Here is a 25,643-nt window from a genome sequence, read left to right as displayed (position 1 = left end):
CTGTCTAAGAAAGGACCTCCCCATGCGCGTTAACCTGCATACCAATCACGGCCTGATCGGCATCGAACTCGACGAAGCCCGTGCCCCGAAAACCGTTGCCAATTTCGTGCAATATGTTCAGGACGGCCACTACAGCGGCACCGTCTTCCACCGCGTGATCAATGACTTCATGATCCAGGGTGGCGGCTTTGAAGCCGGCATGAAGCAGAAGCCGACCCGCGATCCGGTCGAGAACGAAGCCGCCAACGGCCTCAAGAACGACAAGTACACCATCGCCATGGCGCGCACCCCGGATCCGCATTCGGCCAGTGCCCAGTTCTTCATCAACGTCAGCAACAACAGCTTCCTGAACTACACCGCCGCCAATGCTCAGGGCTTTGGCTACTGCGTATTCGGCAAGGTCGTGGAAGGCACCGAAGTCGTTGACGCCATCAAGCAGGTCAAGACCGGCTCCAAGAGCATGCACCAGGACGTGCCGCTGGAAGACGTCGTGATCGAGAAGGCCGAACTGGTCTGATCGTTACGATTCAATACTACGGCGCGGGCAACCGCGCCGTTTTACATTGTTGCTGCCATGCCTAAACCGTTACTGTTTGCCTCCGACCTGCACCTGTCCGATAGCGACCCCGCTACCGTCCAGGCCTTTCTCGCTTTCCTGCAAGGTCCCGTCCGGGAGGCCGGCGCCCTCTACCTGCTGGGCGACATCTTTGAATACTGGGCCGGTGATGACGACGATGACGCGCTCAACCTCGACGTTGCCGCCGCGCTGAAATCTACCGCCGAGCGCGGTATCGATATTTTCCTGATGCACGGCAACCGCGACTTCCTGCTCGGTGACGCCTACGCCGCTCGTGCCGGCGCCCGGCTGCTGCCGGACCCCACCCTCATCGATGCTTTCGGCCGACCACTGCTGCTCAGCCATGGCGACGTACTGTGTACCGATGACGCCGCCTATCAGCAGTTCCGCATTACGGTGCGGCAACCTGCCTGGCAGGCTGCGTTTCTCGCCAACCCGCTCGCGGCGCGCAAGGCCGAGATCGCCCGCATACGGGCAGCGAGCGAGATGGCCAAACAGGGCAAGGCCAGCGAGATCATGGATGTGAATACCTATGCGGTATCGCGCCTGCTGGCGCAATACCCCGGCGCCCATCTGATACATGGCCACACGCACCGGCCACAACGCCACGAGCATGAAGTGCGGCATGCGCTTCGTCAGCGCTGGGTGTTGCCGGATTGGTACGGTGGCAAAGGGGGCTACCTGCAGGCGGATGAAAATGGCCTCAGATACGTCGGCATCAATCAGGAGGCGGCCTGGGGCTGAACTCGGCGCCAAGCCATTGTCATTATTCACATCACGCCCGTTGACTTCCACGGCCAGCGGCCTAGACTGCGCGCCTTATTGCGGCGCAACATCGGCCTACAAGACCGAATAATCAGGAAGTTAACTCCCCAATGAACGCTCCTACCGCTGGCTGGGCCCTACCGGGCCTCGAGCAACAATTCGATTTTCTGAGCGAAGGTGCTGACCTCGCCAACCGTAACTTCGAGCGGCTGATTGCCACCCAGTCCGACGGTTGTCGCGACTGGTTCAAGGCCGTCACCGGGCAGACCAGCCCGAATGCTCGCCTGGAACAACATCTGGACCAGTCATTGCATCTGGGCTGCGCCATGTTCGTCGCCCAGGTATCGGCGTTCACCGACGCCATGCAACTGGTGGAGAAAAGCTGGGCGGAGCAGCAGCGCAGCCTCCTGAACCAGCTGGGCAGCCAGCCCGAAAGCGTCAGCGAGCCGCTCAAGAAGGCCGTCTGCGTGAGCAGCTGCGCTTTCGACTCCATGTCCAAGGCAACGCGCCAGGTGGCCAATTTCGCCAGCAACCGCTTTGCCGCCGCGGCGGTCAGTGCCTTCCAGCAGGCCAAGGACAAGATCGCCGAAACTGCCTGATCAAAGGCAGTTTCGCACACCGGAGCGGGCTTCGTGCCGCCTTGGCGGCGCAGGTCTGCCCTCACCTTCACGCTGCCTGCGTGAAATAGTGCCCAACAGCCTCTACAGTGAAGTTGTCACCACGCTTGAATGGAACGCGTTCGCGTGCCTGCCGCCATGCTCAGCTTTACACAACTCAGTCTCAACCGCGATGGCCGCAGGGTGCTGCATCAGCTCACTGCGACAGCCCCTGTCGGCCGGCTGACAGCGCTGCTTGGCCCCAATGGTGCCGGCAAGTCCAGCCTGCTGGCGGTTGCCGCCGGCGAGTTGGCGCCCGATGAGGGCGAGTGTGAGTTCGACGAGCTGCCGCTGGCCCGCACCCATGCCAGCACGCTGGCACGCAAAAGGGCGCTGTTGCCGCAAAGCAGTCCGCTGGATTTCGACTTCGCCGTGCGTGAGGTTGCCCGCCTGGGTGGTACGCCTTTTCCGGATATCCCGACCGGCGAACTGGATGGGTTGATCGACAGCGTACTGAGGCTGACAGATTGCGAGCCCCTCTCCAGTCGTCGTTATCTCAGCCTGTCCGGCGGCGAAAAACAGCGGGTGCAGCTGGCACGGGTGCTGGTGCAAGCCTGCGCCGCCGCAGCACAAGGCCCTGCCCTGCTGCTGCTGGACGAACCGACAGCCAGCCTGGACCCGCGCCATCAGCACATGCTGCTGGCCGGTTTGCATGAACTCGCGCGCAAGCTGCCGCTGGCGGTGATTGCCAGCCTGCACGACGTCAACCTGGCCCTGACCTACGCTGATCATGCCTGGCTACTGCAGCAGGGCCGCCTGGTCGCCGCCGGCCCGCCTCGGGATGCCTTGACGCCGGAACGCCTGACCCAGGTGTTCCAGTTGCCGGTCAGGCGTGTCGAGGACCAGTTGGTCTTCGGTTTGCCGCGCAACTAAAGCGCGCCAATGGCGGGGCGAATACGAATGCTGCAGTGCACTAGGAACAACAAAAAGGGCCAGCGATGGATTGAGGATTGCATGGTGACGATTAAGCGGTAAAAATCGACCTGGGTTCTCCCCCATGACCTCACCCGGCCCCGATCACCTCGTCCCGGTCGCTATCACGGTCTCCGCCAGCAGCCCGGTGTGATCCACCCCGTTGCTGGCGACTTTGCAATGGATAGCGATGGTCATTCGGTATTAACGCATCCTGCAGCACGGTTTTTGCTGCCCGCAACGCCACCCATTGGTTCCCTGCCTATGAAGCTGATTGCCTCGCTGACCAGCCCCTACGCCCGCAAGGTGCGCATCGTCCTGCACGAGAAGAAGATCGAATGCCCGCTGACGGTGGACAGCCCCTGGGAGGAAAATACCCTGGTCCCCCAGGTCAATCCACTGGGGAAGGTACCGGTGCTGGTACTGGATGATGGCTCCACGCTGTTTGACTCTCGGGTCATCGTCGACTATCTCGACCATGTATCACCGGTCGGACGACTGATCCCCAGCGAACATCGGCAGGCGGTGCAAGTCAAGCGCTGGGAAGCCCTGGCCGACGGTATCTGCGACGCGGCCGTTGCCATCGTGGTGGAGCGGCGGCGTCCTGCAGCACAACAGAGCCCGGACTGGATCAAGCGGCAGCAAGGCAAGGTCGACGCCGGCCTGCAGGCGCTGGCCGAGGACCTGCACCAGCGCAGCTGGTGCAATGGCGAAAGCTATGGGCTGGCTGACATTGCGGTGGGTGTGTGCCTGGGTTATCTGGATTTCCGCTTTGCGGAGATAGACTGGCGCGGGCAATATCCGAATCTCGCCAAACTGGCGGAAAGACTGGCGCAGCGACCGGCGTTTGCCGATACCGTACCGCCTACTTGAATCAGGCTACCCGATTAGCGTATAAGACCATCTGAACACAGCAGGGCCGTACCCCATTGGAGGTACGGCCCTGCGCTTTTCTCTACGCAACCAGCAAGGGCGTGTCACAAGCGCGTCGTGTTTGACCCAGAAGATGCGGCATAGAAAGGCCGCACCGGAGAACCAACGATGAAATTCCGTTTCCCCGTCATCATCATCGATGAAGACTTCCGCGCCGAAAATTCCAGCGGCTTGGGCATACGCGCCCTTGCCAAGGCCATTGAGGAAGAGGGTTTTGAAGTCCTGGGCGTAACCAGTTACGGCGACGTGACCGGTTTTGCCCAGCAGCAAAGCCGGGCTTCCAGCTTCATTCTGTCGATCGATGACGAGGAATTCATCGGAGAACCGGGCGTCGAGACCGCCGCGATCCAGAACCTGCGGGCATTTGTCGCCGAGATACGCTATAAGAACGCCGATATCCCGATCTTCCTGTATGGCGAGACCCGTACCAGCCGCCACATCCCCAACGATGTGCTGCGCGAGCTGCACGGCTTCATCCATATGTTCGAGGACACCCCCGAGTTCGTCGCCCGCAGCATCGTGCGCGAAGCCCGCGGTTACCTGGACACGCTGGCCCCACCGTTCTTCCGCGCCCTGCTGCACTACGCACAGGACGGTTCCTACAGCTGGCACTGCCCCGGCCACTCCGGTGGCGTCGCCTTCCTGAAGAGCCCGGTTGGCCAGATGTTCCACCAGTTCTTCGGCGAAAACATGCTGCGGGCCGACGTCTGCAACTCGGTCGACGAGCTGGGCCAGTTGCTGGACCACACCGGCCCGGTCGCCGACTCGGAGCGCAACGCGGCCCGTATCTTCGGCTCGGACCATCTGTTCTTCGTCACCAACGGCACCTCGACCTCCAACAAGATGGTCTGGCACGCGACCGTTGCGCCGGGCGATATCGTGGTGGTCGATCGTAACTGCCACAAGTCCATCCTGCATTCGATCATGATGTGCGGTGCTATCCCGGTCTTTCTGATGCCGACCCGTAACCACTACGGCATCATCGGCCCGATCCCGCTGGACGAGTTCCGCCCGGAGACCATCCAGAAGAAGATCGAGGCCAACCCGTTTGCCAAGGAAGCCCTGGCCAAGCGCCCTGGCAGCAAGCCGCGCATCCTGACCATCACCCAGTCGACCTACGACGGGGTGCTGTACAACGTGGAAATGATCAAGGAAGTGCTCGGGGATACCATCGATACCCTGCACTTCGACGAAGCCTGGCTGCCGCATGCCGCCTTCCACGACTTCTACAAGAACATGCACGCCATCGGCCGCGACCGTCCGCGCTCGAAGGAAGCGATGGTGTTTGCCACCCAGTCCACGCACAAGCTGCTGGCCGGTCTGTCGCAGGCATCGCAGATCCTGGTGCAGGAATCGGAAACCCGTCAGCTTGATCGGCATCGTTTCAACGAAGCCTATCTGATGCATACCTCGACCTCGCCGCAGTACTCCATCATCGCCAGTTGCGACGTCGCCGCCGCCATGATGGAAGCACCAGGCGGTACCGCCCTGGTCGAGGAATCCATCTTCGAAGCACTGGACTTCCGTCGCGCCATGCGCAAGGTCGGCGCCGAGTACGGCGACAGCTGGTGGTTCAAGGTCTGGGGGCCGGACAATCTGGCGGAAGAAGGCATCGGCGAGCGCGCCGACTGGGAGCTGCACGCCAACGAGCACTGGCATGGCTTTGGTGCCCTGGCCGAAGGTTTCAACCTGCTCGACCCGATCAAGGCCACGGTGATCACCCCGGGCCTCGACGTCGACGGTCGCTTCGATGATAACGGCATCCCTGCCGCCATCCTGACCAAGTATCTGTCCGAGCACGGCATCATCGTCGAGAAGACCGGCCTCTACAGCTTCTTCATCATGTTCACCATCGGCATCACCAAGGGCCGCTGGAACACGCTGGTGACCGAGTTGCAGCAGTTCAAGGATGCCTACGACGCCAACTCGCCGTTGTGGCGCATCATGCCGGAGTTCAGCGCCAAGAATCCGCGTTATGAGCGCATCGGCCTGCGTGACCTGTGCCAGCAGATTCATGAGGTCTATCGCGACAATGACGTGGCCCGACTGACGACGGAGATGTATCTCAGCGACATGGTGCCTGCCCTGAAGCCCGCCAAGGCCTTTAGCAAGATGGCACACCGCGAGATCGAGCGGGTCTCGCTCGACCAGTTGGAAGGCCGCATCACGGCCATCCTGCTGACGCCCTACCCGCCGGGCATTCCGTTGCTGATCCCGGGTGAGCGCTTCAACCGTACCATCGTGGACTACCTGCGCTTCGCACGCGCCTTCAACGAGCGCTTCCCAGGCTTTGAGACCGATATCCACGGCCTGGTGAAGGATGAGCAGACCGGTGAGTACTATGTCGACTGCGTCATGCAGTAAGTAGCTGACGTATCAACGACAACGCCGCATCGATTGGATGCGGCGTTGTCGTTTCAGGCTCGCGGTGAAGGCAGCGTGACTCAGTCCGCCAGCAAGGCCTTTTCATTGGCCAGCAGTTCATCCAGCGTCTCGCGACGGCGAACCAGGCGCGTCTGCCCCCCGCTGACCATGACTTCGGCGGCACGCGGCCGGGTGTTGTAGTTGGAGCTCATGGTCATGCCATAAGCACCCGCCGACAGGACTGCCAGCAGGTCACCCTGGCGGACGGCCAATTGCCGGGACTTCCCGAGGAAGTCGCTGCTCTCGCATACCGGCCCGACCACATCGTATTCACGCTTGGGCTCGTCGGCCGCAGGCGCCACGGCCACGATGTCGTGGTAGGCCTCGTACAGGGCGGGACGCAGCAGGTCATTCATGGCCGCGTCGATAATGGCGAAATGCTTGGTCTCACCCGGCTTGACGAACTCTACCCGGGTTAGCAACAGCCCGGCGTTACCCACCAGCGAGCGGCCCGGCTCCAGCACGATCTTGAGCTTGCGGGTACCAATACGGGCGAACAGGGCTTGGGCGTAATCGGCCACCTTGGGCGGCACTTCGTCGGTGTAGCAGATGCCAAGGCCCCCGCCCATGTCGACATGCTCAAGCACGATACCATCGGCGGCCAATTGGTCGACCAGCGACAGGAGGCGGTCCAGCGCGTCCACAAAGGGGGCAATCTCGGTCAGCTGAGAGCCGATATGGCAATCGATGCCAACCACGCGCAAGGCAGGCAGACCCGCAGCCACGCCATAGACCCGGCGGGCATCTTCATGGGCAATCCCGAACTTGTTGTCCTTCAGGCCGGTGGAAATATAGGGATGGGTGCCCGCATCCACGTCCGGATTCACCCGCAGGCTGACCGCCGCGGACTTGCCCAGCCGGCTGGCCACGGCACTGAGGCGATACAGTTCGGTCTCGGACTCCACGTTGAAGCAGTGAATGCCGACCTCCAGCGCCTGCTGCATCTCGGCTTCCGTCTTGCCTACTCCGGAGAACACGATCTTCTCCGGCGACACGCCAGCGGCCAAAGCTCGGGCCAGCTCCCCGCCTGACACAATGTCGCAGCCCGCACCCAACCTGGCGAAGGTACGCAATACCGACAGGTTGGAATTGGCCTTCATGGCGTAGCAGATCAATGTATCGGTCCCGGCGAAGGCCTGGCGATACTCCTCGTAGGTTGCAATCAGCTGTGCTTCGGAATAGACGTAGCAAGGTGTACCGAATTCAGCGGCAATGGCGGACAGCGCCACGCCATCCAGCGCGAGGCCGGCTTGGGAGGAAGTGAGATTCATCATTTCTTCTGGGGATCGGCCGAGGTCTTGGCCGCGTCGGGCAGGTACAGCGGCCCCTTGTAACCGCAGGCGGAAACAAGAAAGACAGCGATCAGGCTTAAGACGACAAGGCGCATGGCAGTGGGCACGGGTAAAATAGCAATACTACACAATGCACGGCAGGACCGGCCAATGACTGAAAGTGAATTTCTTAATGCCAGCGATCAAGTCTTCGATCGCATCGAGTCGGCACTGGATGATGGCGAGTTTGATGTCGACCTGAACCGCAACGGCAATGTGCTCGAAATCGAGTTCGACGATGGCGCCAAGATCGTGGTGAACCGGCATGTGCCCAATCAGGAGCTGTGGCTGGCTGCCCGCACCGGCGGCTTCCATTATCGCTGGCAAGACGATGGCTGGCGCAGTACCCGCGAAAGCGGCGAATTCTTCAGTCAGCTGGCTGAACTGATTTTCCTGAACGCCCAGCGCCGCCCGCAATTCTGACCATGCCCGACTGGCTCGTGCAGGTTCCGGCTGAATACGGCCTGGCGGGCCTCTTCCTGTCCGCCTTCCTGTCCGCCACCTTGCTACCGGGCAATTCGGAGTTGGCCCTGGCAGGTTGGCTGTACCTCCACCCGGCGACCATCTGGCCAGCGATTGCCTGGGCGACGCTCGGCAATATGCTGGGGGGCATGACCACCTATTGGCTGGGACGCCGCCTTGGCCGCATTTCGGGACACAAGGTGGAAGGCAAATTGTCCCCGCGGGCCATGGGCTGGTTACGGCGCTTTGGAAGCGGAGCGCTGCTACTCAGCTGGCTACCGCTATTGGGTGACGGGCTATGCTTCGCGGCCGGCTGGCTCGGTCTGTCGTGGCGCGCCAGCGCCCTGTGCATGCTGCTCGGCAAAGGCCTGCGCTACCTGCTGATCGCCAGCCCATTCCTGTTGCGCTAGTGACACGCAATGGCCTGAACAACACGCCCAGCCTGCGATTGCGTCGTTTTTCCAGCCTATCGTGCACACGCTTTGTTGCATTGCCGCAACCCGTCAAGTATTCACAACACCAAAATATTATCTTTAATAACAAATACTTAAACAACATCACCCTGCCCACACAAATAAATTCAGCGTTTACTTAAGCGGGGGATTCCGTTGCCTAGGGCGACACACGCCGCCTATTATGCGCTTGTAATGTTAAGCCCACCCCTCAGGGCCGCATCTTGCAATATCGTTATTCCAACCTTTGAACAAGGAAGACGCAATGAATAAGAAACTCATCGCTTTGGCCGTGTCTGCAGCTGTGATGGCACCGGCAGCCTTCGCCGCCGAGAACCAGGTCACCCTGTACGGCCAAATGAACCTGGCCCTGCAAGCCACCAAGACGCCTGGCGGCAGCGACCAGTTCGGCGTGGGCAACCTGTCTTCGCGCGTTGGCTTCAAGGGCCAGGAAGACCTGGGCGGCGGCAGCCTTGCTTTCTTCCAGATCGAAACCGGCGTGGCACCTGACGACGCCAGCCAATCGCGCTGGGCGAGCCGTGAAGGCTGGCTGGGCCTGAAGGGCGACTTCGGCTCGATCAAGCTGGGTCGTGGCAAGAGCCTCTACACCCTGGCTACCGAAGAATTCGATCCCTGGTACCAGGATCAGTCGCTGGGCCTGACCGCCAACAGCATCAACTACCGCGTTGACAACACCATTCGCTACGAATTCGCCTCCGGCCCGTGGAGCGCTGGTCTGGAAAACTCGTTCGGTGAGAACAAGAACACCCCGGCCAGCACCCGCGCTACCAATGCACTCGGCGCATCCGCCAAGTACACCGGTGAAAGCTTCTTCGTGGTTGGTGCCGTGGACTCCTACAAGGCAAAGACCGGCCCGCAACAGAAGCGTTACTACCTGGGTGGTAGCGTCGCACTGGGCAGCTTCACTGCCGGTCTGGCCGCTCAACGCCGTGATGGTGGCGAAGACCAGAAGTTCACCGATCCGCTGGTGTCCTTCGGCTACACCGACGGCAACCTGAGCCTGATCCTCGGCGCCATCGTCTGGGACAAGGACAGCTTCAAGACCCGTGATGCCCAAGGCAACCTGGTTGGCGAAAAGGCCAAGACCCAAGGCAACTTCGCTGGCTACTACGCCCTGTCCAAGCGCACCACCGCGCTGGTCGAGTACTCGAACAGCTACGCTGGTCAGAAGAACAACAACGTGCTGTCGGTTGGCCTGGCCCACCTGTTCTAAGCAACGTTTGTTCGGCATGAAGAAAAAAGGCAGCCCAGGCTGCCTTTTTTCTTTGTGGTGCGCCGCCGGCTTGACGATCGCGGTGGCGGCACCTACCGTTGCTCAATACCAACGTTCATATCGAGAGGAGAGCACCATGCTCAAGGAGTTCCGGGAATTTGCCATGCGTGGCAACGTGGTCGACCTCGCGGTCGGTGTCATTATCGGCGCCGCCTTCGGCAAGATCGTCGACTCGCTGGTCAAAGACGTGATCATGCCGCCGATAGGCTATTTGCTTGGCAATGTGGATTTTTCCAACCTCTTCGTCGTCCTCAAGCAAGGTGTCAAGGCACCAGGGCCCTACGAGACCTTGAAGCTGGCGCAGGATGCCGGCGCTGTCACGATCAATCTGGGCCTGTTCTTCAATGCCGTGATCAGCTTTGTCATCGTGGCCTTCTCGGTGTTCATGCTGATCCGTGTGCTGAACAAGCTCAAACGCGAAGAGGCTCCCGTCGCGGCCGAGGTCACGACCAAGGAATGCAGCTTCTGCTACAGCACCATACCGCTCAAGGCGGTGCGCTGCCCATGCTGCACCTCGCAACTGGGCTGATGACCTCGTAGCACCCAGCCCGGTTCGCCGGGCAATTCATGGCAGGAGCCTGGCACCATGCAGCAGTTGATCGTTCTGGGCGGTGGCGGCTTTTCCATGGAGAAGACACCGGCACTGGACCGCTACTTTCTCGCGGCAACCGGTAAGGCAAGGCCTCGGGTGTGCTTTCTACCGACGGCCAGTGGGGACGCCGAGAGCTATCTGCTGAAGTTCTACGCCAGCCATGCGCAATACGACTGCATCCCCAGCCACCTGTCCCTGTTCCGGCCATCGTGCCGGGATCTGGCAGGCCTGCTATTGCAGCAGGACGCCATCTTCGTGGGTGGTGGCAATACCCGATCGATGCTGGCGCTATGGCAGGAGTGGGGGCTGCCCCAGGCCTTGCGGGCGGCCTATGAGGCCGGTGTCGTACTAGGGGGCATCAGCGCGGGCATGATTTGCTGGTTCGAAACCGGCCTGACCGACTCGAACCCCGGCCCGCTCAGCCCCTTAGCGGGCCTGGGCTGGCTGGCCGGGGGCGCCTGCCCCCATTTCGATGGTGAACCCGAGCGACGGCCCCGTCTGCATGAGCTGGTACAGCAAGGCATCATGCCGGCCAGCTGGGCGCTGGACGACGGCGCGGCCCTGCACTTTATCGACGGTGACCTGCATCGGGCGGTCAGCTCACGGCAAAACGCGAAAGCGTGGCGACTGGGCCTCTCGCGGCAAGGCCTGGTGCAGGAGACGGCCCACGAGACGCACTATCTGGGCGAGGACCGCGCGTAGCTTGCGACTATGCGCTGTTGGACGAATTCGACCCAGGTCGTGACGGCGAGCGTACGGCGATAGCGTCCCGGGTAAACGATATGGACACCACCCAGATCCTGCTGATACTGCGGCAGTACCCGTTCCAGGCGCCCACCGACGATATCGCCTCCCGCAACCACCGAGGGTAGCAGGGCGATGCCCAAACCGGCCCTTACCGCCCGCAACACGCTTTGCGCGGTATTGCTGGCCAGCCGACCAACGACCTTCACTTCCTCCGGTCCCGTCGGGCCTTGCAGCCGCCACACAACCCGGCTGCCCACGCTGGCGACCACCAGGCAGTCATGCTCGGCCAAGGCCGCCATATTCGCCGGATGACCCCGCCGCTGCAGATAGTCGGGGCTGGCGACCAGCAGCAGGACACTCTCCGCCATCTTGCGCGCCACCATGGTGGCATCGTTGATGACGCCGGCACGAAAGGCAACATCCACTCCCTCCGCAATCAGGTCTATGCGGGTATCGCTGAGCAGGAATTCCAGTTGCACCTGCGGGTGCAAGGCCATGAATTCGGCGACGTGTTCCATGGCAAAGTGATCGAAGAAATCGGCAGGTGCGGCGACCCTGACCACGCCTTTGGGCGTATCGCTCTCCAGCAAGGCCAGCCTCGCCTGCTCGATGCCGGCGATACCCGATGCGCTGCGCTCGAAGAACTCCCGCCCCGCCGGCGTGAGACTGAGCTTGCGGGTGGAGCGCAATAACAGGCGGGTGCCTAGCGCAGCCTCCAGCATTTGCAGGCGACGACTCAAGGTATTGGCAGGTATGCCCAGGCGGCGCCCCGCGGCAGCAAAGCTGCCTTCGCGCACCACTTGCACGAAGATTGCGACGTCGTTGAGATCAAGCATGGAATCACCGTTGTACCGGATGACGGTGGCGCCATCCCCAGCGGCAATCATAGCAATGAAGCCATCGGGACAGGCGGGAGCCGGCCTGCGCCCAAGAGGCAGGTCGGCATGACCTGCTACCCCGGAAATGAAAAAAGCTTAGGCCGGTCATAAAGACCGGCCTAAGCTTTTAATTCTACTGGCGCGCCCGACAGGGATCGAACCTGTGACCTTCAGCTTCGGAAACTGACACTCTATCCAACTGAGCTACGGACGCATCACAAGAGGCGGGCAGGATATCGGTTTTGCGGCGCAACGTCCAGCGGCGACGGCCGATACCGCCATCGGGCAACCCCTGAATTGTCGCTAGGCCGCCCCGGACTGGCAGGCAAACGGGCTTGTCCATTGGTTGCGGAGGATAATCCCCGCTATAATCGCGTGGTTTTTCCCGTACCGTGTTCAAGACACACAGCGCAAATAAAAAGGATGGCAGCATGAGCGAAGCGCAAGCCGAATCCCCGATGTCGGCCAAAGCCCTGATAGGCATTGTACTCGCCGCGATTATTGGCATTCCGGTGTTCATTATCCTGGTCGTCAAGCTATTTACCGGCGGCATGGCCATTGAGCCGGGCAATCCCAGCATGACCAACGAAGCCATTGTGGCTCGTGTACAGCCGGTTGGCTTTGCCAAGCTGGATGACTCCGGCCCTCCCGGCAGCCGTAACGGCAAGGCCGTTTACGAGAACGTCTGTATTTCCTGCCACGGTGCAGGTCTGGCAGGTTCGCCCAAGTTTGCCGACGCTGGCGCCTGGGGTTCGCGTATCAGCAAGGGCTTTGCCCAACTGGTCGAACACGCCGTCAAGGGCTTCAATGCCATGCCGGCCAAGGGTGGCGCGGCCGACCTGACCGACGACGAAGTCGCGCGTGCAGTCGCCTACATGGGCAACGCAAGCGGTGCCAAGTTCACCGAACCCGCTGTCCAGGGCGCCGGCGCTGCAGCCGCAGGTGGCAAGGTGGACCCGGCCGTCAAGGGCAAGGAAATTTATGAAGCCATCTGCGTGGCCTGCCACGGCACAGGTGCGGCCGGTGCGCCGAAGTTTGGCGACAAGGCTGCCTGGGCGCCGCGCCTGAAGGGTGGCGTGGAAGAAGCGATCAAGATCGCCGTCGCCGGCAAGGGCGCCATGCCGCCCAAGGGTGGCTACACCGGTTCGGACGCCGAGTTCCATGCGGCCGCCGAGTACCTGATCGGCGCTGCCAAGTAAGCAGCCTCGCACTACCGAAAAAATGGCGCATCGACTGATGCGCCATTTTTTTATCCGGCCGTAATGCCCAACTAGATCAGGATGGGCAAGGGGCTATATCGCCCCCCAAGCGTCGCCACCCCATCGCTTTGCCAGCAGAAACGACAGGCGGCGGCGTAAAGCTCGCGGAAATCCGGACCGAACTGCAGGTTCCCTCCCTCCAGTCGCCCGAGTTCCGGCGCCCTGCCATACAGCCCGCCCCTGACCTGACCGCCCAGCACAAAATGCACATTGGCGGTGCCGTGGTCCGTACCGGCCGAACGATTCTCCTGCGGCCGTCGCCCGAATTCTGCATAGCTGAAAACCAGGGTATCGTCCCAACGTGCCAGCTCGGTCAATGCCGCCTGCAATGCAACCAGCCCTTCAGCCAGCTCCTTGAGCAGACGATCCTGCTGGCCACGCTGGCCGACATGGGTATCGAAGCTGCCCAATGTCAGACGCAAGACACCGATATGACGATTGGCCGCCAAGGCCTCCATCGCCGTCTTCACCGTACGGCCGAAGCCATGATCGGGGAAAGCGGTGGTCAACGCCCCTCCTGTTGCCAACCCCCTGGCGGCGGTGCGGATATCGTCTTCTACCTTGTAGAGATGGGCCAGGGCGGCATTGCTGTGCCCCTCTCCCATGTCGACGGCCAGACGCGCCTGCCGTACGAATGCATCGGGGCTTTGCAGCACCAGTGCACGCGCGCCCCCATCCAGCGGCCCGAGGTCGGCGCTACCCACCACGATGCCGTCACTGATATAGGTCGAAGGCAGCGGTTGCGCCATGAACTGTCGAGTCAGCCAGCCGCTCTGCAGCACCGTATCGCTATCGGACGCCGTATCCCAGATCTCGATCGAGCGAAAATGGGACAGATTAGGCTTGGGATAGCCCAAACCCTGCACCACCGCCAATCGTCCAGCCTGCCACAGTGGCATGAGCGACTGCATCGCGGGATTGAGGCCGCAATGCTGATCAAGCTGGAGGACCTGCTCCCGGGCAATGGCGATCTTGGGTCGCAGGGCGTAATAGCGCTCATCGGCATAGGGCACGACGGTATTGAGCCCGTCGTTACCTCCTTTGAGCTCAATCATGATCAGCAACCGCGGCAAGGCCTGCGCTGTGACAGCGTAGGCCACCGTGGGCGCCAAGGTCGCCAGCGCGGCGACACCGCCCAGCTTCAGGAATGCTCTTCGTTCCATGGCGGTGTCCTTATTTCAGCTGGTAGAGCGGATTCATGATCAGTTGTCCTATCGCTTCCGCCGGCGCTCCATCAGGCAGGCTGTCCGGCAGCAGGGGCAACAGCAGCACCGCAGACCGCCCCAGCCCACCCGCATCGGCCAGCCAGCGATCCAGGTAGAGGTCATAAGCCTTGCGGCCACCGATCCGCATCGTGGCCTTCTCCATCTTGCCGGCCACCGCCATATCCGTCGGCCCTGCGCTATCGGCAGCCCGGAAGACGCGCGCCAGCTGTTGCTTGCGACTCAGCAGGCTCTGCGTGTTGATCCAATCCGTATAGCCGGGCCAGCCCTTGACGTTGGGTGGATTGAACAGGTCCTGGCCCAGGGCACGATTCACGGCCAGCAATGGCCGCCAGTCAGGCGGGGTGATGCCAAATTGGCGAAAGGTACCAATCGTCAATTCCACCGGGGATTTCACCAGCACACCGCGGTTGGCGGCGGCATAGAAGGCATCGGAGGTCAGCATGGCCTGCAGCAAGGGGCGTAGCTCATAGTCCCTATCCCGAAAAAGCTTGGCCCAGCGCTTTACCAGTACCGGGTCCGGCTCGGGCGAAATGAATTCCCGCCACAGCTTGCTGGTCAGAAATTCGGCCGTCTCGGGCCGGCTCAATAGCAGACCCAGGAAGCCGTCCGGATCAAAGTTGCCTTGCCGGCCCAGGATGGTCTTGCCGCCATCGTCGTGCAGGGCGGGGCGGAACTGGTAGCTGCCCGTTGCCCTATCGATACTCATGCCGGTGAGCGCCCTCGCCGCTTCGCGAATATCCTGCTCGCTGTAGTGGCCTTCGCCGAGCGTGAACAGCTCCATGACCTCACGCGCAAAGTTCTCGTTAGGCTGACCCTTGCGGTTCTGCACGCCATCGAGATAGACCAGCATGGCGGGATCCTTCGCCACCGCATGTAGCAAGCGGCCAAAATTACCCAGGGCCTCTCGCCGCAACAGCACGTTCTGCTGGTACATGAGCGTCGGCAGTTTCACCTTCTGCAAGGCCGAGACGAAGTGGTTGTGCCAGAACAGCGTCATCCGCTCCGTCAGCGGTGAGGGCGTCGTCAACAACTCGCTGTACCACCACTGCCGCAGTTCGATGCCCAGGTCCCGCTGCTGCTCTCTCAGCGCTTTCCTCTCTTCATCACTCAGGTCGCGATAGGGACGATCGGCAATCGGCTGAGAGGCCCAGGCCGGCGGTGGCGTCAGCGCCGTATCACGCACCTGATCGAGCAAGCGCCTTACCGCTACCGCACGTTCCAGCCGGGCGTAGTCCGCCAGTTCCGCTGGCGTGGGGCCAAAACCGGTGCGAGCGAGCAGGTGGCGGGCATCGGCCTCTCCCATCGGGGCGGCGGAGGCCAGGCTGGTGACCAGCAGCAGGAGCAGGGTAAGCAAGATGCGCATGGGCAAGTCCGAATGGCGGGTTGCCACAGACTAGACCCGCATACCGGCCATCTGCCAGCCGGAAACTTTGCTTCGATCGGGAATTTACATCTGGAAACAAGCACTAAGCTTTGTAATGCAGCAATGATAGAATCCGCACCCGATTGCCCCAGCCGAGATACCACCATGGCCCTGATGATTACCGACGAATGTATCAATTGCGACGTGTGCGAGCCGGAATGCCCGAACCACGCCATTTCGCAGGGTGCGGAAATCTATGAGATCGACCCTGGCCTGTGTACCGAGTGCGTGGGGCATTTCGATGCACCGCAATGCCAGCAGGTCTGCCCGGTCGACTGTATCCCGCTCGATCCGGACCGCAAGGAAACGCAGGACGAACTGATGCAGAAGTACCAGATCATCATCGCGCGCGGCTGAGTGAGTGCCGCCAGATGCAGCAAGGCCCGCCTCGGCGGGCCTTTGTTTTGTCCGTTGTTCTCGGCAGGCATGGCTATTGCAAAGATTGCGGGCCATGCGCGCCCATCCCATCGATTCCAGCCAGGCCTTGCCCACCAGTACGCCGCAAGCCGAGCCCAAGCCCCTAGGCCAAGCGCCACCGGGGTTTGAGGCGTGGTACGCCCAAGCGCTGGCGGTCTCGTCGTTACGGCCGGACCCCGAACTTGAAAGCGGCCCGGCAGATTTCGGCCTCTGGGGTGCCTCACCAGATAGCAATGGCCGACTGGAACTGGATGAAGTGGCCGGCAATCTGCGGGCGACACTACCAACCTTTGCCGCCAACCTCGGCAGGATTTGCCGCGGGGCAGGCATTGTCACGCCACCGTTATTGCGATTGGAGGCCGGTAGCGATATCCAGCCCGCCCTGCCCTTCGATGTCCGGGCCACCGCCGTACAACAGCTGTTCGACGACAGCCCTGGGCTGGCCCGACAATTCCGGCGGCTGATGGCCGGCTTTGGCTTTGTCCGTTGCAGTGACGCCCTGCGGGCTTATCAGCGTGCCATCGCCCGGGTTGGCCCCAGCCGACTCGCGGCCATCATGGCCAGACAGGGCGATGCCCATGCATCGCCCCATCTCGCCCTGGTCTTCGACGGCTCCGCAGCCTGGCCGGAAGAAGCCGCCGGCGAGCGCTGGCGCCCGCTGGCTGGGCTGGAGCAACTGAGCCGCGAACTGATGGACTCCGCCATGGCGCCACTACCCAAAGCTGCTGAAAAATCACTGCCCATCGATCAGGTATTCGACCCGATCGGCGCGCGTCTGCGTGCTGCACGGCAACGCTGATACGCACCAAATCCTGAAATCGGATATAGCTTCGTTCGGTAGACGGGGCTATCGGCGCCGGGTTTGCTAAACTTGCGTCATTTCCCCAGACTCGAAGAACCCCATGGCCCAATATGTAATGTCCATGCTCCGCGTGAGCAAGGTCGTGCCGCCCAAGCGGCAAATCATCAAAGACATCTCGCTGAGCTTCTTCCCTGGCGCCAAGATCGGTCTGCTGGGTCTTAACGGTTCCGGCAAATCCACCGTGCTCAAGATCATGGCCGGTGAGGACAAGGAATTCGAAGGCGAAGTACAGCACCTGGCCGGTATCAAGGTGGGCTATCTGGCCCAGGAGCCCCAACTCAACCCGGCCAATACCGTGCGCGAGGAAGTGGAATCGGGCATGGGCGAGATCTTCGAAGCCAAGCAAAGGCTCGAAGCGGTCTACGCCGCCTATGCCGAGCCGGATGCCGACTTCGACAAGCTGGCAGAAGAACAGGCCCGCTGCGAAGCCATCCTCTCCACCGCCGGTCAGGATCTGGAAACCCAGATGGAGATCGCCGCCGATGCGCTGCGTCTGCCGCCTTGGGATGCCAACGTCGGCGTACTGTCCGGCGGTGAGAAGCGTCGCGTTGCCCTGTGCAAGCTGCTGATGTCTCACCCTGACATGCTGTTGCTCGACGAGCCCACCAACCACTTGGACGCCGAATCGGTAGATTGGCTGGAGCAGTTCCTGGTGCGCTTTCCCGGCACCGTGGTGGCCGTTACCCATGATCGTTACTTCCTCGACAACGCTGCCGAATGGATACTGGAACTCGACCGTGGCCATGGCATCCCCTGGAAGGGTAACTACTCGAGCTGGCTGGAACAGAAGGAAGCACGTCTCAAGCAGGAAGAGTCGAGCGAGTCCGCCCGCCAGAAGGCCCTGAACAAGGAACTGGAATGGGTACGCCAGAACCCCAAGGCACGTCAGGCCAAGTCCAAGGCGCGGATTGCCCGTTTCGAGGAACTGAACTCGCAGGAATACCAGAAGCGTAACGAGACCCAGGAAATCTTCATCCCCATCGCCGAGCGACTGGGTAATGAAGTGGTCGAGTTCGAGAACGTCAGCAAGGCGTTTGGTGATCGCCTGCTGATCGACGATCTGAGCTTCAAGGTGCCGCCTGGCGCCATCGTCGGCATCATCGGCCCCAACGGCGCCGGTAAGTCGACCCTGTTCCGTATGCTGTCGGGTCAGGAGCAACCGGATAGCGGCACGGTCAAGATCGGTAATACCGTGAAGATGGCCTACGTGGACCAGAGCCGCGGCGCGCTTTCCAGCGACAAGACGGTGTTCGATGAGATCGCCGAAGGTCGCGATATCCTGCAGGTCGGGCGGTATGAAACCCCTAGCCGCGCCTATATCGGCCGCTTCAATTTCAAGGGTGGCGACCAGCAAAAGCTGGTCGGCAATCTGTCCGGCGGTGAGCGCGGTCGTCTGCATCTGGCCAAGACCTTGATCGCCGGCGGCAACGTCCTGCTGCTGGATGAACCGTCCAACGATCTGGACGTGGAAACCCTGCGCGCCCTGGAAGACGCCCTGCTGGAGTTTGCCGGCAGCGTCATGGTGATCTCGCATGATCGCTGGTTCCTGGACCGTATCGCGACCCACATCCTGGCCTGCGAAGGCGATTCGAAGTGGACCTTCTTCGACGGCAACTACCAGGAGTACGAAGCCGACAAGAAGCGTCGCCTCGGTGAGGATGGCGCCAAGCCCAAGCGTATCCGCTATAAGCCGATTACGCGCTAAGCCAGCCAAGACCCCGCCCTGTGCGGGGTTTTTTGTGGCCGTCGCGGCGTGCTGGGCGCCTGCTCACCACCCTCTGGCTTACAATCAGCCGCTATGGAAAAGCGCGACTACGAAATGCTGGTATGGAGCCTGGAGGCCGAGGCACGGGATACGCCCGGCCTGTTCCGGCTCAAGGTCATCCTGATCAGTCTCTCGGCCTATCTGCTGCTGTTTGGCCTGCTGGCGCTGGCGGGCCTGATAAGTTGGTGGCTGCTTGGCTGGGCCCTGCATAGCCACCGGCTATTTCCCAAGCTGGCGTGCGGCGCCTGGCTGCTGACCGTCCTGCCGGTGCTGTTCCTGAGCTTGCGCATGATGTTCACGCGTCTCAGCACACCCGAAGGTCGCATCCTGCAGCAGCAGGAAGCGCCGCGGCTGTTCAAGCTGATAGACCGGCTGCGCAAGCAGCTGGATGCCCCGCCGATCCATACCGTATTGCTGACGCGTGAGTTCAACGCTGCCATCGCCCAGATACCCCGCTTCGGCCTGATGGGGGGGCACCGCAACTACCTGATCCTCGGCCTGCCTTTCCTGAATGCCATGGCACCCAAGGAAATGATGGCAGTACTGGCCCACGAATACGGCCATCTGGCTGGCAGCCACGGCAAGTTGAGTGCCTGGATATACCGACAACGTCGCACCTTTGCCAGCCTGCACGAGCACGCCAGCCAGCGGCGGGAAGGCGATCTGGTCAATGGCATCTTTGCCACGCTGCTTGATCAGTTCGCGCCCTACTACAATGCCTACACCTTTGTGCTGTCGCGCCAGAACGAGTATGAGGCCGACGCCATATCCGGCAGATTGGCTGGCGCGGAAGCCAGCGCAGCCGGTCTTGTCCGTAGCGAACTGCTGGCGGGATGGCTGCAGCAGCAATTCTGGCCCAAGCTCTATCAGCAGGCCGCACAGCGTGCCGCACCGAGCTACATGCCCTTTAGCGCCATGCGCAAGATCGTCGGCGCCACCATGCCGGAATGGGCTACCAAGGAAGCCTTGCAGGCGGCATGGAAGGTGGATTCTGGCGTGCATGACACCCACCCCTGCCTGCGCGAGCGCCTGCAGGCACTGGATCAGGCCTGCGCCCTGCCGCCCGATGTCAGCGTCAGCGCCGCCGATGCCCTGCTGGGTGAACAGGCATCCATCCTGGCCAAGGAGTTTGACCTGCGCTGGTGGGACGAGGAGCGAGCCAACTGGCAGGACTACCATCGCCGCTACAGCAGGGCAGGCAGCCGCATCGACGAACTGTCGGCACGATCGCTGGAAAGCCTGGATGCGTCGGAAGCCCAGGAGTTTGCACTGCTGCTGGCGGAATATCGCGGTACCGCAGCAGCCAAGCCGGTGCTGGCGCACCTGCTGGGACGCAGCGGCGAACGCTATCCCAAGTCCATCTATTACTATGGGCGTGTGCTGCTTGATGAGGGCGACGCCCAGGGGCTCGATTATCTGGAAGAGGCCGCGCGGCTATCGCCAGGGCTGGGGGACGACTGCCTGCGAGCGGGCGGCGAGTGGCTCTACGCCCAGCAGGGGGAGGATGCCGCCGAACGCTGGCTACAAAAACTGAGCAGTTTCCTGCGATAGCGAATGGACCCTCATGCATATCCTGATCCCCGACGATTATCAGCACGCCAGTCGGCAACTGGCTGAGTTGCAGCTGCTGGCAGATCACACGTTGACCGTGCTGGCCGACCTTCAGCGCGATCCGGGTGCCGACGCCGTTCTGGCCGGGACCGAGTGCCTGGTGCTGATACGTGAACGCACCGTGGTGGACGAAGCCTTTCTGCGCAGGACACCGAAGCTCAGGTTGATCAGCCAGACCGGCAAACTGGCACGCAATGTGGATCTGGCTGCCTGTACCGCTGCCGGCGTCGCAGTGGTCGAGGGTTCAGGATCGCCCATCGCCCCGGCGGAGCTGACCTGGCTCTTGATGATGGCGGCGCGCCGGCAACTGGTCGCCAGCGTCAATGGTCTCTATGGGGGCCACTGGCAAACCCATATCGGCACCGCCATGGCGGGCCAGAAGCTGGGCATCCTGGGCTACGGCAAGATAGGCCAACTGGTGGCGGGCTATGGCCGCGCCTTCGGGATGCCGGTCCAGGTATGGGGCAGCGAGCGCGCGCTGGCGGCGGCCAGGGCGGATGGCTTGCAGGCCTGCGCGAGCCGCGAGCAGTTCTTTGCCAGTAGCGATATCGTCTCGGTCCATCTGCGACTGGTCGCCGCCACAGAAGGCGGCATCAGCGCGGCGGACCTGGGTGTCATGAAGCCGGATGCACTCTTCGTCAATACCAGCCGGGCCGAACTGGTAGCGCCGGGAGCGCTGGAAGAAGCCCTGGACAAGGGTCGCCCCGGCTACGCCGCGCTGGATGTCTTCGAGCAGGAACCGATCTACGACCGGCAGCACCCCTTGCTGCAAAACCCGCGTGTGCTGTGCACGCCACACCTGGGCTATGTCGAACAAGGTAGCTACGCGCTGTATTTCCGCATCGCCTTCGACAATGTCCTGCGCTTTGCCGCGGGAGAATACGGCCATGTGCTCAATCCCGAAGCACTATCGAAGCAACAGCGGAACGCTTGACCGGTAGACACGCCGCAGGTTGGCTATGATCTATACATCCCCCTGCGCCGGAGACGTTCATGCACGTGGCTCAGATGCCCAGCCTGTTGGAGCGCCTGGGCTCCCTGACTTCGATACGCGATACCGAACTACTGGAACAGAGTCTGTTGAAGACCGTCCTGTCCACGCTCAATATCGCCGACTGTTCGCTTTACCGCCTGAATGACCGGCAGGACTTCCTGCGCGTGGTCCATCTGCATCGATCCAGCAAACGATCGGAGGCAGAAGGTGATAGCGTGCTGGAGCGGGCAGAGATCGAATACAGCAATATCGTACTTAGCGATGATCTGCTGGAGCTGATCGATACCGTCAAGCTGACCCTGCACCAGGCCAGCCGCAAGATCGGCAGCAAGGTCCTCAACGTCTACCCCTTGTTTGGCCGGGCCGGCATGAATGGCTACCTGGCCTTTGAATCCCGCCAGGCCATCTCCCTGAGCCACGCCTCCATCCTGAAAGGCGTACTGCAACTCTATCGAAATTACTACACCCTGCTCGACGAAAGCCAGCGGGACAAGCTGACCGGATTGCTGAACCGGCACGCGCTGGACCAGGGCCTGGACCGCATGCTGGCAGCGCTGTCCAACCGCCAACTGCAACCCACCTCCAGTGCTGAATATGGTGGCGACAAGGCTGGTGAAGACCAGCGCAAGGCAGACGACCGCCAGTACTGGCTGGCGGTGATCGACGTCGACCATTTCAAGCCGATCAACGACAACTACGGCCATATCGTCGGGGATGAAATCCTGCTGCTGATCGCCCAGACCATGCATCGCAGCCTGCGGGAGGGCGATCTGCTATATCGCTATGGTGGCGAGGAATTCGTGGTCATCACCACGACCGATAACACCAGCCGGGAACCGGAACAACTGGAGCGGTTGCGCGCCAAAGTCGAGCAACGGGATTTTCCGCAGGTCGGCCGGGTGACGGTCAGCATCGGCTACTGCCGGTTTGACAGCCTGCACTCCGCCAGTACCCTGATCGCCCACGCCGACAAGGCGCTCTATGAGGCCAAGCGCGGTGGGCGCAACCAGGTGGCCAACTATGGCGCGCTGGTGGAGTCGGGCGTGATCAAGCAGGATGCCTACGGCAGTGTGGAACTGTTCTAGCGCGGCGGCTCGTCAGTGTCGAAACGCGTATCGTGCAAGTGCCGCGCGCTGGTAAATTCACGTCGCTCGCCGCTGATCGGGTCCAGAAAGCGTATTGACCGGGCCAGCAATTGCAGGGGCTGGCTGAAGTCATCCCCCTTGTCGGGCAGGACCTCGGGATAGAACGGATCGTTCAGGATCGGTATGCCCAGACTGGCGAGATGCAGGCGCAACTGGTGCTTCCGCCCGGTATGCGGCTCCAGTCGATAGCGCGCCAGGCCGTTGCGCTGTTCCAGCAGCTCGATACGTGTCTCGCTATTGGGCTCTCCTGCCTCTTCCACCATCGTAAAGAAGCTTGCGCCTTCAACCATGCGGCTGCGGTACACCATGGGCAGGGTCAGTTCAGGGCGGTAAGCCGCGATGGCTTCATAGGTCTTGCTCACCTCCCTCCGCTCAAACAGGCTCTGGTAGGCGCCTCGGCTGGCCGGGTCCAGGCAGAACAGCACCACGCCCGCCGTCTCCCTGTCCAGCCGGTGTATGGGGGTCAGCTGCGGCAGGTCCAGTTGCTTGCGCAGACGGATCAGCAGGGTTTCCTGCAAGTAGCGGCCGGCCGGGCTCATGGGCAGGAAATGCGGTTTATCGACCACCAGCAGACGCGCATCCCGATGCAGTATCTTTTCGGCAAAGGGAATCGGCGTCTCAGTCGCCACCTCGCGGTAGTACCAGATCCTGCCGCCTTGCCGGTACGGGCTGGCAGGTGTCAGCGGGCGTCCCTGCTCATCCACCAGCTCACCCCGCGCCATCCGGTCGAGCAGTACCTGCTCCCCCAGGTGCGGGAAGCGCTGGATCAGAAACACCAGCAGGTTGGGCCAGTCGCCCTCGGGCAACCACAGATAACTGGGGGCGATACCGTCGCGGATGGGCAGGGGAGCAGACAAAAGGATGCAACTTCGTGGACCGATGGTCTGTCAGTGTACCGCCAGGCACGCGCATTGCCGATTAGAATGCCGCACTATCGAACGACCCACAGGATGCAACCATGCCGATCTTCGGCCTCGGGCTACACGTCATCGTCGCCCTCTACTTTGCCATTCACGCCTTGCGCCACAGCCAGAACATGACCTGGCTATTCGTGCTGTTCGCGTTCCCACTCCTGGGCAGCATTGTCTATTTTGCCGTTGTCTACCTGCCCGAACTGCGGCAAAGCCGGGGTGGCGTAGTCGCCAAGCGCGCGATCAGCAAACTGGTCGACCCGCAGCGCACGCTACGGGAAGCCCGGCAGGCTTTCGAGCTGACGCCGACGCTGGACAAGCGGCTCAAACTGGCCGCAGCACTGTTGGAAAACCAGAACACCGCCGAAGCGCTGAAACTCTACGAGGAGGCCGCAAACGGCCCCTTCGCCCGTGATCCGGCACTGCTGGCAGGGCTCGCCGAAGCACGTCTGAGCCAGCAGGATACCGCCGGTGCCTTGCAGGCGCTGGAACAACTGTTCGACAGCAAGCCCGAATCCCGCCGCCAGCCGGAACTGGCATTGCTGCATGCCCGCAGCCTGGCGGCCACTGGCCACGCACAGGCACGTACCGCCTTCGAAGCCGCGCTGACAGTTGCGAGCGGGGCCGAAGCCAAATGCCATTACGCCGACTGGTTGCAGACCCAATCGCAGCCAGGTGACCTGCAACGCGCCACAGCCCTGTACCAGGAGATCATCCAGGACAGCCGGCACTGGCACAGCCACGCGAAAGCGATCAACAAGCCCTGGCTGCGCCGGGCCGAGACCGCGCTCAGCCAGATGGGTCAATCAGCATGAGTGAACAACAAGCCAACAACCCCAGCCATGGCATCACGCTGGAAAAGATGCTGACCAGCCTGGTCGAACACTATGGCTGGCCGGAACTCGGCAAGCGGATCGCCATCCGCTGCTTCCTCTCCGATCCCAATATCAAGTCCAGCCTGACCTTTCTGCGGCGCACTCCCTGGGCGCGCGAAAAGGTAGAGCAGCTCTACGCCAAGTACCAGCGCAGCCAGGCCAGACAAAAGCCGCCCGCCAGCGAGGATTGAACAGGCATTAAAAAAGGGGCGTCCAGGACGCCCCTTTTTCATGCATCACACCCGCTTCAGGTGTTCTGCTCGATACCGGCCACGACCCAGCCAGCACGACCATCGTTGGCCTTGGTCAGATGCCAGGTTTCATCGAATCGCTCGGCGCTGCCCTCGGCCGTCTCGCGGATCAGACCGTGGAAGCGGACGCTGGCGACATCACGGCGTGCTTCGACCGTATAGTCCAGCACCACCGCCTCGACGTTGACCACGTCGGTATGGTTGGCAGTTCCCTTGCGCTCACCGATCTGCAACTTGATCTCGGCAAACATTTCCGGCGAGGTGAATTCGCGTAGGTCATCCAGGTCGGCCGCATCATAGGCTGCCTGCAGACGGACGAAATTGAGCTTGGCGGTACGCTCGAAAGCAGCCGCGTCAAAATCCGCCGGGAATGCGGGTGCTGCCGGCACATCGTTGGCAGGCGAGTTGACCGAGCCATAGCTGGCATTCGACTGGAACGCTGCCGGCGTAGCAGCAGGGGCTGGCGCCGGTGAGCCGGCGTACTGGGCCGCCTGAGCCGGTTGTGCCGGCTTCATGCGGCGCATCACCCAGCCGATAACCACGAAAGCCACCACGGCCAACAAGGCCAGCATCATGAAGTTGGCCATGCCTTCACCCATGCCCAGATGGGAAAACAAGGCAGCCAGGCCGATACCGGCAGCCAGGCCAGCCAAGGGGCCCAGCCAGTTACGCTTGGGTTGGGCAGGTGCGGCGGCCGGTTGCTGCTGGTTCTGGGCCGGACGATCAGCCTGGCGCTGGGGGCTGGCATCACGCGTGGGCACGCTACGCTGCATGCCGGAGGACTTACCGCCGCCAAAACGCTTGGCCTCTGCGTCCGGCACCAGGATGCCGACACTGAGGAATACGGCGAACAGGGAGTACAGAATGCGTTTCATGCGTGT

General features: G+C 61.9%; 27 protein-coding genes and 1 tRNA gene. 20 read left to right on the top strand and 8 right to left on the bottom strand.

Annotated elements, in window-relative coordinates; translation table 11 throughout:
• Positions 1 to 22 precede the first annotated feature (22 nt).
• From ACYVHK_RS01980 to ACYVHK_RS01955, 6 genes are all read left to right on the top strand, one after another.
• Positions 23 to 517 (top strand): peptidylprolyl isomerase, encoded by a 495-nt coding sequence (locus tag ACYVHK_RS01980; protein ID WP_460527039.1) that lies wholly within the window; start codon positions 23 to 25, stop codon positions 515 to 517.
• Positions 518 to 574: 57 nt separating this feature from the next.
• The gene (locus ACYVHK_RS01975) at positions 575 to 1,321 is read left to right on the top strand and encodes a UDP-2,3-diacylglucosamine diphosphatase (protein WP_460527037.1); all 747 of its coding nucleotides are present in this window, start codon (positions 575 to 577) and stop codon (positions 1,319 to 1,321) included.
• A gap of 131 nt (positions 1,322 to 1,452) precedes the next feature.
• On the top strand, positions 1,453 to 1,941 hold the full coding sequence (locus tag ACYVHK_RS01970; protein ID WP_460527035.1) for a hypothetical protein: 489 nt from the start codon (positions 1,453 to 1,455) through the stop codon (positions 1,939 to 1,941).
• Positions 1,942 to 2,070: 129 nt separating this feature from the next.
• On the top strand, positions 2,071 to 2,871 hold the full coding sequence (locus tag ACYVHK_RS01965) for an ATP-binding cassette domain-containing protein (RefSeq protein ID WP_460527033.1): 801 nt from the start codon (positions 2,071 to 2,073) through the stop codon (positions 2,869 to 2,871).
• A 303-nt stretch (positions 2,872 to 3,174) separates the two neighbouring features.
• Complete coding sequence (locus ACYVHK_RS01960) at positions 3,175 to 3,783, top strand: glutathione S-transferase (protein ID WP_460527031.1); 609 nt, start codon at positions 3,175 to 3,177, stop codon at positions 3,781 to 3,783.
• Positions 3,784 to 3,951: 168 nt separating this feature from the next.
• Positions 3,952 to 6,207 (top strand): Orn/Lys/Arg family decarboxylase, encoded by a 2,256-nt coding sequence (locus tag ACYVHK_RS01955; protein WP_460527029.1) that lies wholly within the window; start codon positions 3,952 to 3,954, stop codon positions 6,205 to 6,207.
• Between the two features lie 80 nt (positions 6,208 to 6,287).
• Here ACYVHK_RS01955 and lysA read toward each other — a convergent pair whose 3' ends face one another.
• Together lysA and lptM are read right to left on the bottom strand one after the other, a co-directional pair.
• Positions 6,288 to 7,538, bottom strand: coding sequence for a diaminopimelate decarboxylase family protein (gene lysA, locus ACYVHK_RS01950; RefSeq protein WP_460527027.1), 1,251 nt, complete (start codon positions 7,536 to 7,538; stop codon positions 6,288 to 6,290).
• Positions 7,538 to 7,654 (bottom strand): LPS translocon maturation chaperone LptM, encoded by a 117-nt coding sequence (gene lptM / locus ACYVHK_RS01945; protein WP_460527025.1) that lies wholly within the window; start codon positions 7,652 to 7,654, stop codon positions 7,538 to 7,540. Before lptM ends, lysA begins: the two co-directional genes overlap by 1 nt.
• Positions 7,655 to 7,709: 55 nt before the next feature.
• On the opposite strand from lptM, the gene cyaY reads away from it, so the two are divergent.
• From cyaY to ACYVHK_RS01920, 5 genes are all read left to right on the top strand, one after another.
• Positions 7,710 to 8,021: an iron donor protein CyaY gene (cyaY, locus tag ACYVHK_RS01940; protein ID WP_460527023.1), complete on the top strand. Its 312-nt coding sequence runs from the start codon at positions 7,710 to 7,712 to the stop codon at positions 8,019 to 8,021.
• A 2-nt stretch (positions 8,022 to 8,023) separates the two neighbouring features.
• On the top strand, positions 8,024 to 8,470 hold the full coding sequence (locus ACYVHK_RS01935; RefSeq protein WP_460527021.1) for a YqaA family protein: 447 nt from the start codon (positions 8,024 to 8,026) through the stop codon (positions 8,468 to 8,470).
• A gap of 307 nt (positions 8,471 to 8,777) precedes the next feature.
• Positions 8,778 to 9,746, top strand: coding sequence for a porin (locus ACYVHK_RS01930; RefSeq protein WP_460527019.1), 969 nt, complete (start codon positions 8,778 to 8,780; stop codon positions 9,744 to 9,746).
• A gap of 136 nt (positions 9,747 to 9,882) precedes the next feature.
• Complete coding sequence (gene mscL, locus ACYVHK_RS01925) at positions 9,883 to 10,335, top strand: large-conductance mechanosensitive channel protein MscL (RefSeq protein WP_460527017.1); 453 nt, start codon at positions 9,883 to 9,885, stop codon at positions 10,333 to 10,335.
• 57 nt (positions 10,336 to 10,392) lie between these two features.
• The gene (locus ACYVHK_RS01920; protein WP_460527015.1) at positions 10,393 to 11,100 is read left to right on the top strand and encodes a Type 1 glutamine amidotransferase-like domain-containing protein; all 708 of its coding nucleotides are present in this window, start codon (positions 10,393 to 10,395) and stop codon (positions 11,098 to 11,100) included.
• On the opposite strand, the gene ACYVHK_RS01915 is transcribed toward ACYVHK_RS01920, so the two are convergent.
• Complete coding sequence (locus tag ACYVHK_RS01915; protein ID WP_460527013.1) at positions 11,076 to 11,981, bottom strand: LysR family transcriptional regulator; 906 nt, start codon at positions 11,979 to 11,981, stop codon at positions 11,076 to 11,078. The genes ACYVHK_RS01920 and ACYVHK_RS01915 overlap by 25 nt on opposite strands.
• 179 nt (positions 11,982 to 12,160) lie before the next feature.
• Positions 12,161 to 12,237: transfer RNA gene (locus tag ACYVHK_RS01910), tRNA-Arg, on the bottom strand.
• A gap of 217 nt (positions 12,238 to 12,454) precedes the next feature.
• On the opposite strand from ACYVHK_RS01910, the gene ACYVHK_RS01905 reads away from it, so the two are divergent.
• Complete coding sequence (locus ACYVHK_RS01905; RefSeq protein WP_460527011.1) at positions 12,455 to 13,222, top strand: c-type cytochrome; 768 nt, start codon at positions 12,455 to 12,457, stop codon at positions 13,220 to 13,222.
• A gap of 71 nt (positions 13,223 to 13,293) precedes the next feature.
• On the opposite strand, the gene ACYVHK_RS01900 is transcribed toward ACYVHK_RS01905, so the two are convergent.
• A complete protein-coding gene (locus ACYVHK_RS01900) occupies positions 13,294 to 14,445 on the bottom strand; it encodes a DUF1501 domain-containing protein (RefSeq protein ID WP_460527009.1) in 1,152 nt (383 codons plus the stop codon).
• Positions 14,446 to 14,455: 10 nt separating this feature from the next.
• The gene (locus tag ACYVHK_RS01895; protein WP_460527007.1) at positions 14,456 to 15,871 is read right to left on the bottom strand and encodes a DUF1800 domain-containing protein; all 1,416 of its coding nucleotides are present in this window, start codon (positions 15,869 to 15,871) and stop codon (positions 14,456 to 14,458) included.
• A gap of 165 nt (positions 15,872 to 16,036) precedes the next feature.
• Between ACYVHK_RS01895 and ACYVHK_RS01890 the strand changes: the two genes are divergently transcribed.
• The 6 genes from ACYVHK_RS01890 (at position 16,037) to ACYVHK_RS01865 (ending at position 22,665) form a co-directional block, all read left to right on the top strand.
• Positions 16,037 to 16,288 (top strand): YfhL family 4Fe-4S dicluster ferredoxin, encoded by a 252-nt coding sequence (locus ACYVHK_RS01890; protein ID WP_460527005.1) that lies wholly within the window; start codon positions 16,037 to 16,039, stop codon positions 16,286 to 16,288.
• Positions 16,289 to 16,382: 94 nt separating this feature from the next.
• Positions 16,383 to 17,147, top strand: a complete 765-nt coding sequence (locus ACYVHK_RS01885) for a hypothetical protein (protein ID WP_460527003.1) — start codon at positions 16,383 to 16,385, stop codon at positions 17,145 to 17,147.
• A 103-nt stretch (positions 17,148 to 17,250) separates the two neighbouring features.
• A complete protein-coding gene (gene ettA / locus ACYVHK_RS01880) occupies positions 17,251 to 18,915 on the top strand; it encodes an ABC transporter ATP-binding protein (RefSeq protein WP_460527000.1) in 1,665 nt (554 codons plus the stop codon).
• 93 nt (positions 18,916 to 19,008) lie between these two features.
• A complete protein-coding gene (locus tag ACYVHK_RS01875) occupies positions 19,009 to 20,526 on the top strand; it encodes a M48 family metallopeptidase (RefSeq protein WP_460526997.1) in 1,518 nt (505 codons plus the stop codon).
• A 13-nt stretch (positions 20,527 to 20,539) separates the two neighbouring features.
• A complete protein-coding gene (locus ACYVHK_RS01870) occupies positions 20,540 to 21,520 on the top strand; it encodes a D-2-hydroxyacid dehydrogenase family protein (RefSeq protein ID WP_460526994.1) in 981 nt (326 codons plus the stop codon).
• A gap of 59 nt (positions 21,521 to 21,579) precedes the next feature.
• Complete coding sequence (locus tag ACYVHK_RS01865) at positions 21,580 to 22,665, top strand: GGDEF domain-containing protein (RefSeq protein WP_460526992.1); 1,086 nt, start codon at positions 21,580 to 21,582, stop codon at positions 22,663 to 22,665.
• Here the strand turns inward: ACYVHK_RS01865 and ACYVHK_RS01860 are convergent.
• Entirely contained in the window at positions 22,662 to 23,582 is a 921-nt protein-coding gene (locus ACYVHK_RS01860; protein WP_460526990.1) for an RluA family pseudouridine synthase, read from the bottom strand. The genes ACYVHK_RS01865 and ACYVHK_RS01860 overlap by 4 nt on opposite strands.
• A 101-nt stretch (positions 23,583 to 23,683) precedes the next feature.
• On the opposite strand from ACYVHK_RS01860, the gene ACYVHK_RS01855 reads away from it, so the two are divergent.
• Together ACYVHK_RS01855 and ACYVHK_RS01850 are read left to right on the top strand one after the other, a co-directional pair.
• Positions 23,684 to 24,451: a hypothetical protein gene (locus tag ACYVHK_RS01855; protein ID WP_460526988.1), complete on the top strand. Its 768-nt coding sequence runs from the start codon at positions 23,684 to 23,686 to the stop codon at positions 24,449 to 24,451.
• Positions 24,448 to 24,702 (top strand): VF530 family protein, encoded by a 255-nt coding sequence (locus ACYVHK_RS01850; protein ID WP_460526986.1) that lies wholly within the window; start codon positions 24,448 to 24,450, stop codon positions 24,700 to 24,702. The genes ACYVHK_RS01855 and ACYVHK_RS01850 overlap by 4 nt, the downstream gene beginning before the upstream one ends.
• Positions 24,703 to 24,758: 56 nt before the next feature.
• On the opposite strand, the gene ACYVHK_RS01845 is transcribed toward ACYVHK_RS01850, so the two are convergent.
• Positions 24,759 to 25,637: a Tim44 domain-containing protein gene (locus ACYVHK_RS01845; protein ID WP_460526984.1), complete on the bottom strand. Its 879-nt coding sequence runs from the start codon at positions 25,635 to 25,637 to the stop codon at positions 24,759 to 24,761.
• Between the last annotated feature and the right edge of the window lie 6 nt (positions 25,638 to 25,643).

The sequence above is a fragment of the Chitinimonas naiadis genome, assembly GCF_054780835.1.
The sequence above is the reverse complement of the archived record's forward strand: the minus strand, read 5'-3'. Positions and strand labels throughout refer to the sequence as shown.

What these genes read in the sequence shown, in the direction of transcription:
- lysA (WP_460527027.1), bottom strand. Translation starts at nt 7,538, where the DNA reads ATGAATCTCACTTCCTCCCAAGCCGGCCTCGCGCTGGATGGCGTGGCG.
- ACYVHK_RS01845 (WP_460526984.1), bottom strand. Translation starts at nt 25,637, where the DNA reads ATGAAACGCATTCTGTACTCCCTGTTCGCCGTATTCCTCAGTGTCGGC.
- ACYVHK_RS01875 (WP_460526997.1), top strand. Translation starts at nt 19,009, where the DNA reads ATGGAAAAGCGCGACTACGAAATGCTGGTATGGAGCCTGGAGGCCGAG.
- ACYVHK_RS01890 (WP_460527005.1), top strand. Translation starts at nt 16,037, where the DNA reads ATGGCCCTGATGATTACCGACGAATGTATCAATTGCGACGTGTGCGAG.
- ACYVHK_RS01975 (WP_460527037.1), top strand. Translation starts at nt 575, where the DNA reads ATGCCTAAACCGTTACTGTTTGCCTCCGACCTGCACCTGTCCGATAGC.
- cyaY (WP_460527023.1), top strand. Translation starts at nt 7,710, where the DNA reads ATGACTGAAAGTGAATTTCTTAATGCCAGCGATCAAGTCTTCGATCGC.
- ACYVHK_RS01955 (WP_460527029.1), top strand. Translation starts at nt 3,952, where the DNA reads ATGAAATTCCGTTTCCCCGTCATCATCATCGATGAAGACTTCCGCGCC.
- ACYVHK_RS01915 (WP_460527013.1), bottom strand. Translation starts at nt 11,981, where the DNA reads ATGCTTGATCTCAACGACGTCGCAATCTTCGTGCAAGTGGTGCGCGAA.
- mscL (WP_460527017.1), top strand. Translation starts at nt 9,883, where the DNA reads ATGCTCAAGGAGTTCCGGGAATTTGCCATGCGTGGCAACGTGGTCGAC.
- ACYVHK_RS01865 (WP_460526992.1), top strand. Translation starts at nt 21,580, where the DNA reads ATGCACGTGGCTCAGATGCCCAGCCTGTTGGAGCGCCTGGGCTCCCTG.
- ACYVHK_RS01965 (WP_460527033.1), top strand. Translation starts at nt 2,071, where the DNA reads ATGGAACGCGTTCGCGTGCCTGCCGCCATGCTCAGCTTTACACAACTC.
- ACYVHK_RS01935 (WP_460527021.1), top strand. Translation starts at nt 8,024, where the DNA reads ATGCCCGACTGGCTCGTGCAGGTTCCGGCTGAATACGGCCTGGCGGGC.
- ACYVHK_RS01905 (WP_460527011.1), top strand. Translation starts at nt 12,455, where the DNA reads ATGAGCGAAGCGCAAGCCGAATCCCCGATGTCGGCCAAAGCCCTGATA.
- ACYVHK_RS01870 (WP_460526994.1), top strand. Translation starts at nt 20,540, where the DNA reads ATGCATATCCTGATCCCCGACGATTATCAGCACGCCAGTCGGCAACTG.
- ACYVHK_RS01930 (WP_460527019.1), top strand. Translation starts at nt 8,778, where the DNA reads ATGAATAAGAAACTCATCGCTTTGGCCGTGTCTGCAGCTGTGATGGCA.
- ACYVHK_RS01850 (WP_460526986.1), top strand. Translation starts at nt 24,448, where the DNA reads ATGAGTGAACAACAAGCCAACAACCCCAGCCATGGCATCACGCTGGAA.
- ACYVHK_RS01900 (WP_460527009.1), bottom strand. Translation starts at nt 14,445, where the DNA reads ATGGAACGAAGAGCATTCCTGAAGCTGGGCGGTGTCGCCGCGCTGGCG.
- ACYVHK_RS01895 (WP_460527007.1), bottom strand. Translation starts at nt 15,871, where the DNA reads ATGCGCATCTTGCTTACCCTGCTCCTGCTGCTGGTCACCAGCCTGGCC.
- ACYVHK_RS01920 (WP_460527015.1), top strand. Translation starts at nt 10,393, where the DNA reads ATGCAGCAGTTGATCGTTCTGGGCGGTGGCGGCTTTTCCATGGAGAAG.
- ACYVHK_RS01980 (WP_460527039.1), top strand. Translation starts at nt 23, where the DNA reads ATGCGCGTTAACCTGCATACCAATCACGGCCTGATCGGCATCGAACTC.
- ACYVHK_RS01885 (WP_460527003.1), top strand. Translation starts at nt 16,383, where the DNA reads ATGCGCGCCCATCCCATCGATTCCAGCCAGGCCTTGCCCACCAGTACG.
- ettA (WP_460527000.1), top strand. Translation starts at nt 17,251, where the DNA reads ATGGCCCAATATGTAATGTCCATGCTCCGCGTGAGCAAGGTCGTGCCG.
- ACYVHK_RS01855 (WP_460526988.1), top strand. Translation starts at nt 23,684, where the DNA reads ATGCCGATCTTCGGCCTCGGGCTACACGTCATCGTCGCCCTCTACTTT.
- lptM (WP_460527025.1), bottom strand. Translation starts at nt 7,654, where the DNA reads ATGCGCCTTGTCGTCTTAAGCCTGATCGCTGTCTTTCTTGTTTCCGCC.
- ACYVHK_RS01970 (WP_460527035.1), top strand. Translation starts at nt 1,453, where the DNA reads ATGAACGCTCCTACCGCTGGCTGGGCCCTACCGGGCCTCGAGCAACAA.
- ACYVHK_RS01960 (WP_460527031.1), top strand. Translation starts at nt 3,175, where the DNA reads ATGAAGCTGATTGCCTCGCTGACCAGCCCCTACGCCCGCAAGGTGCGC.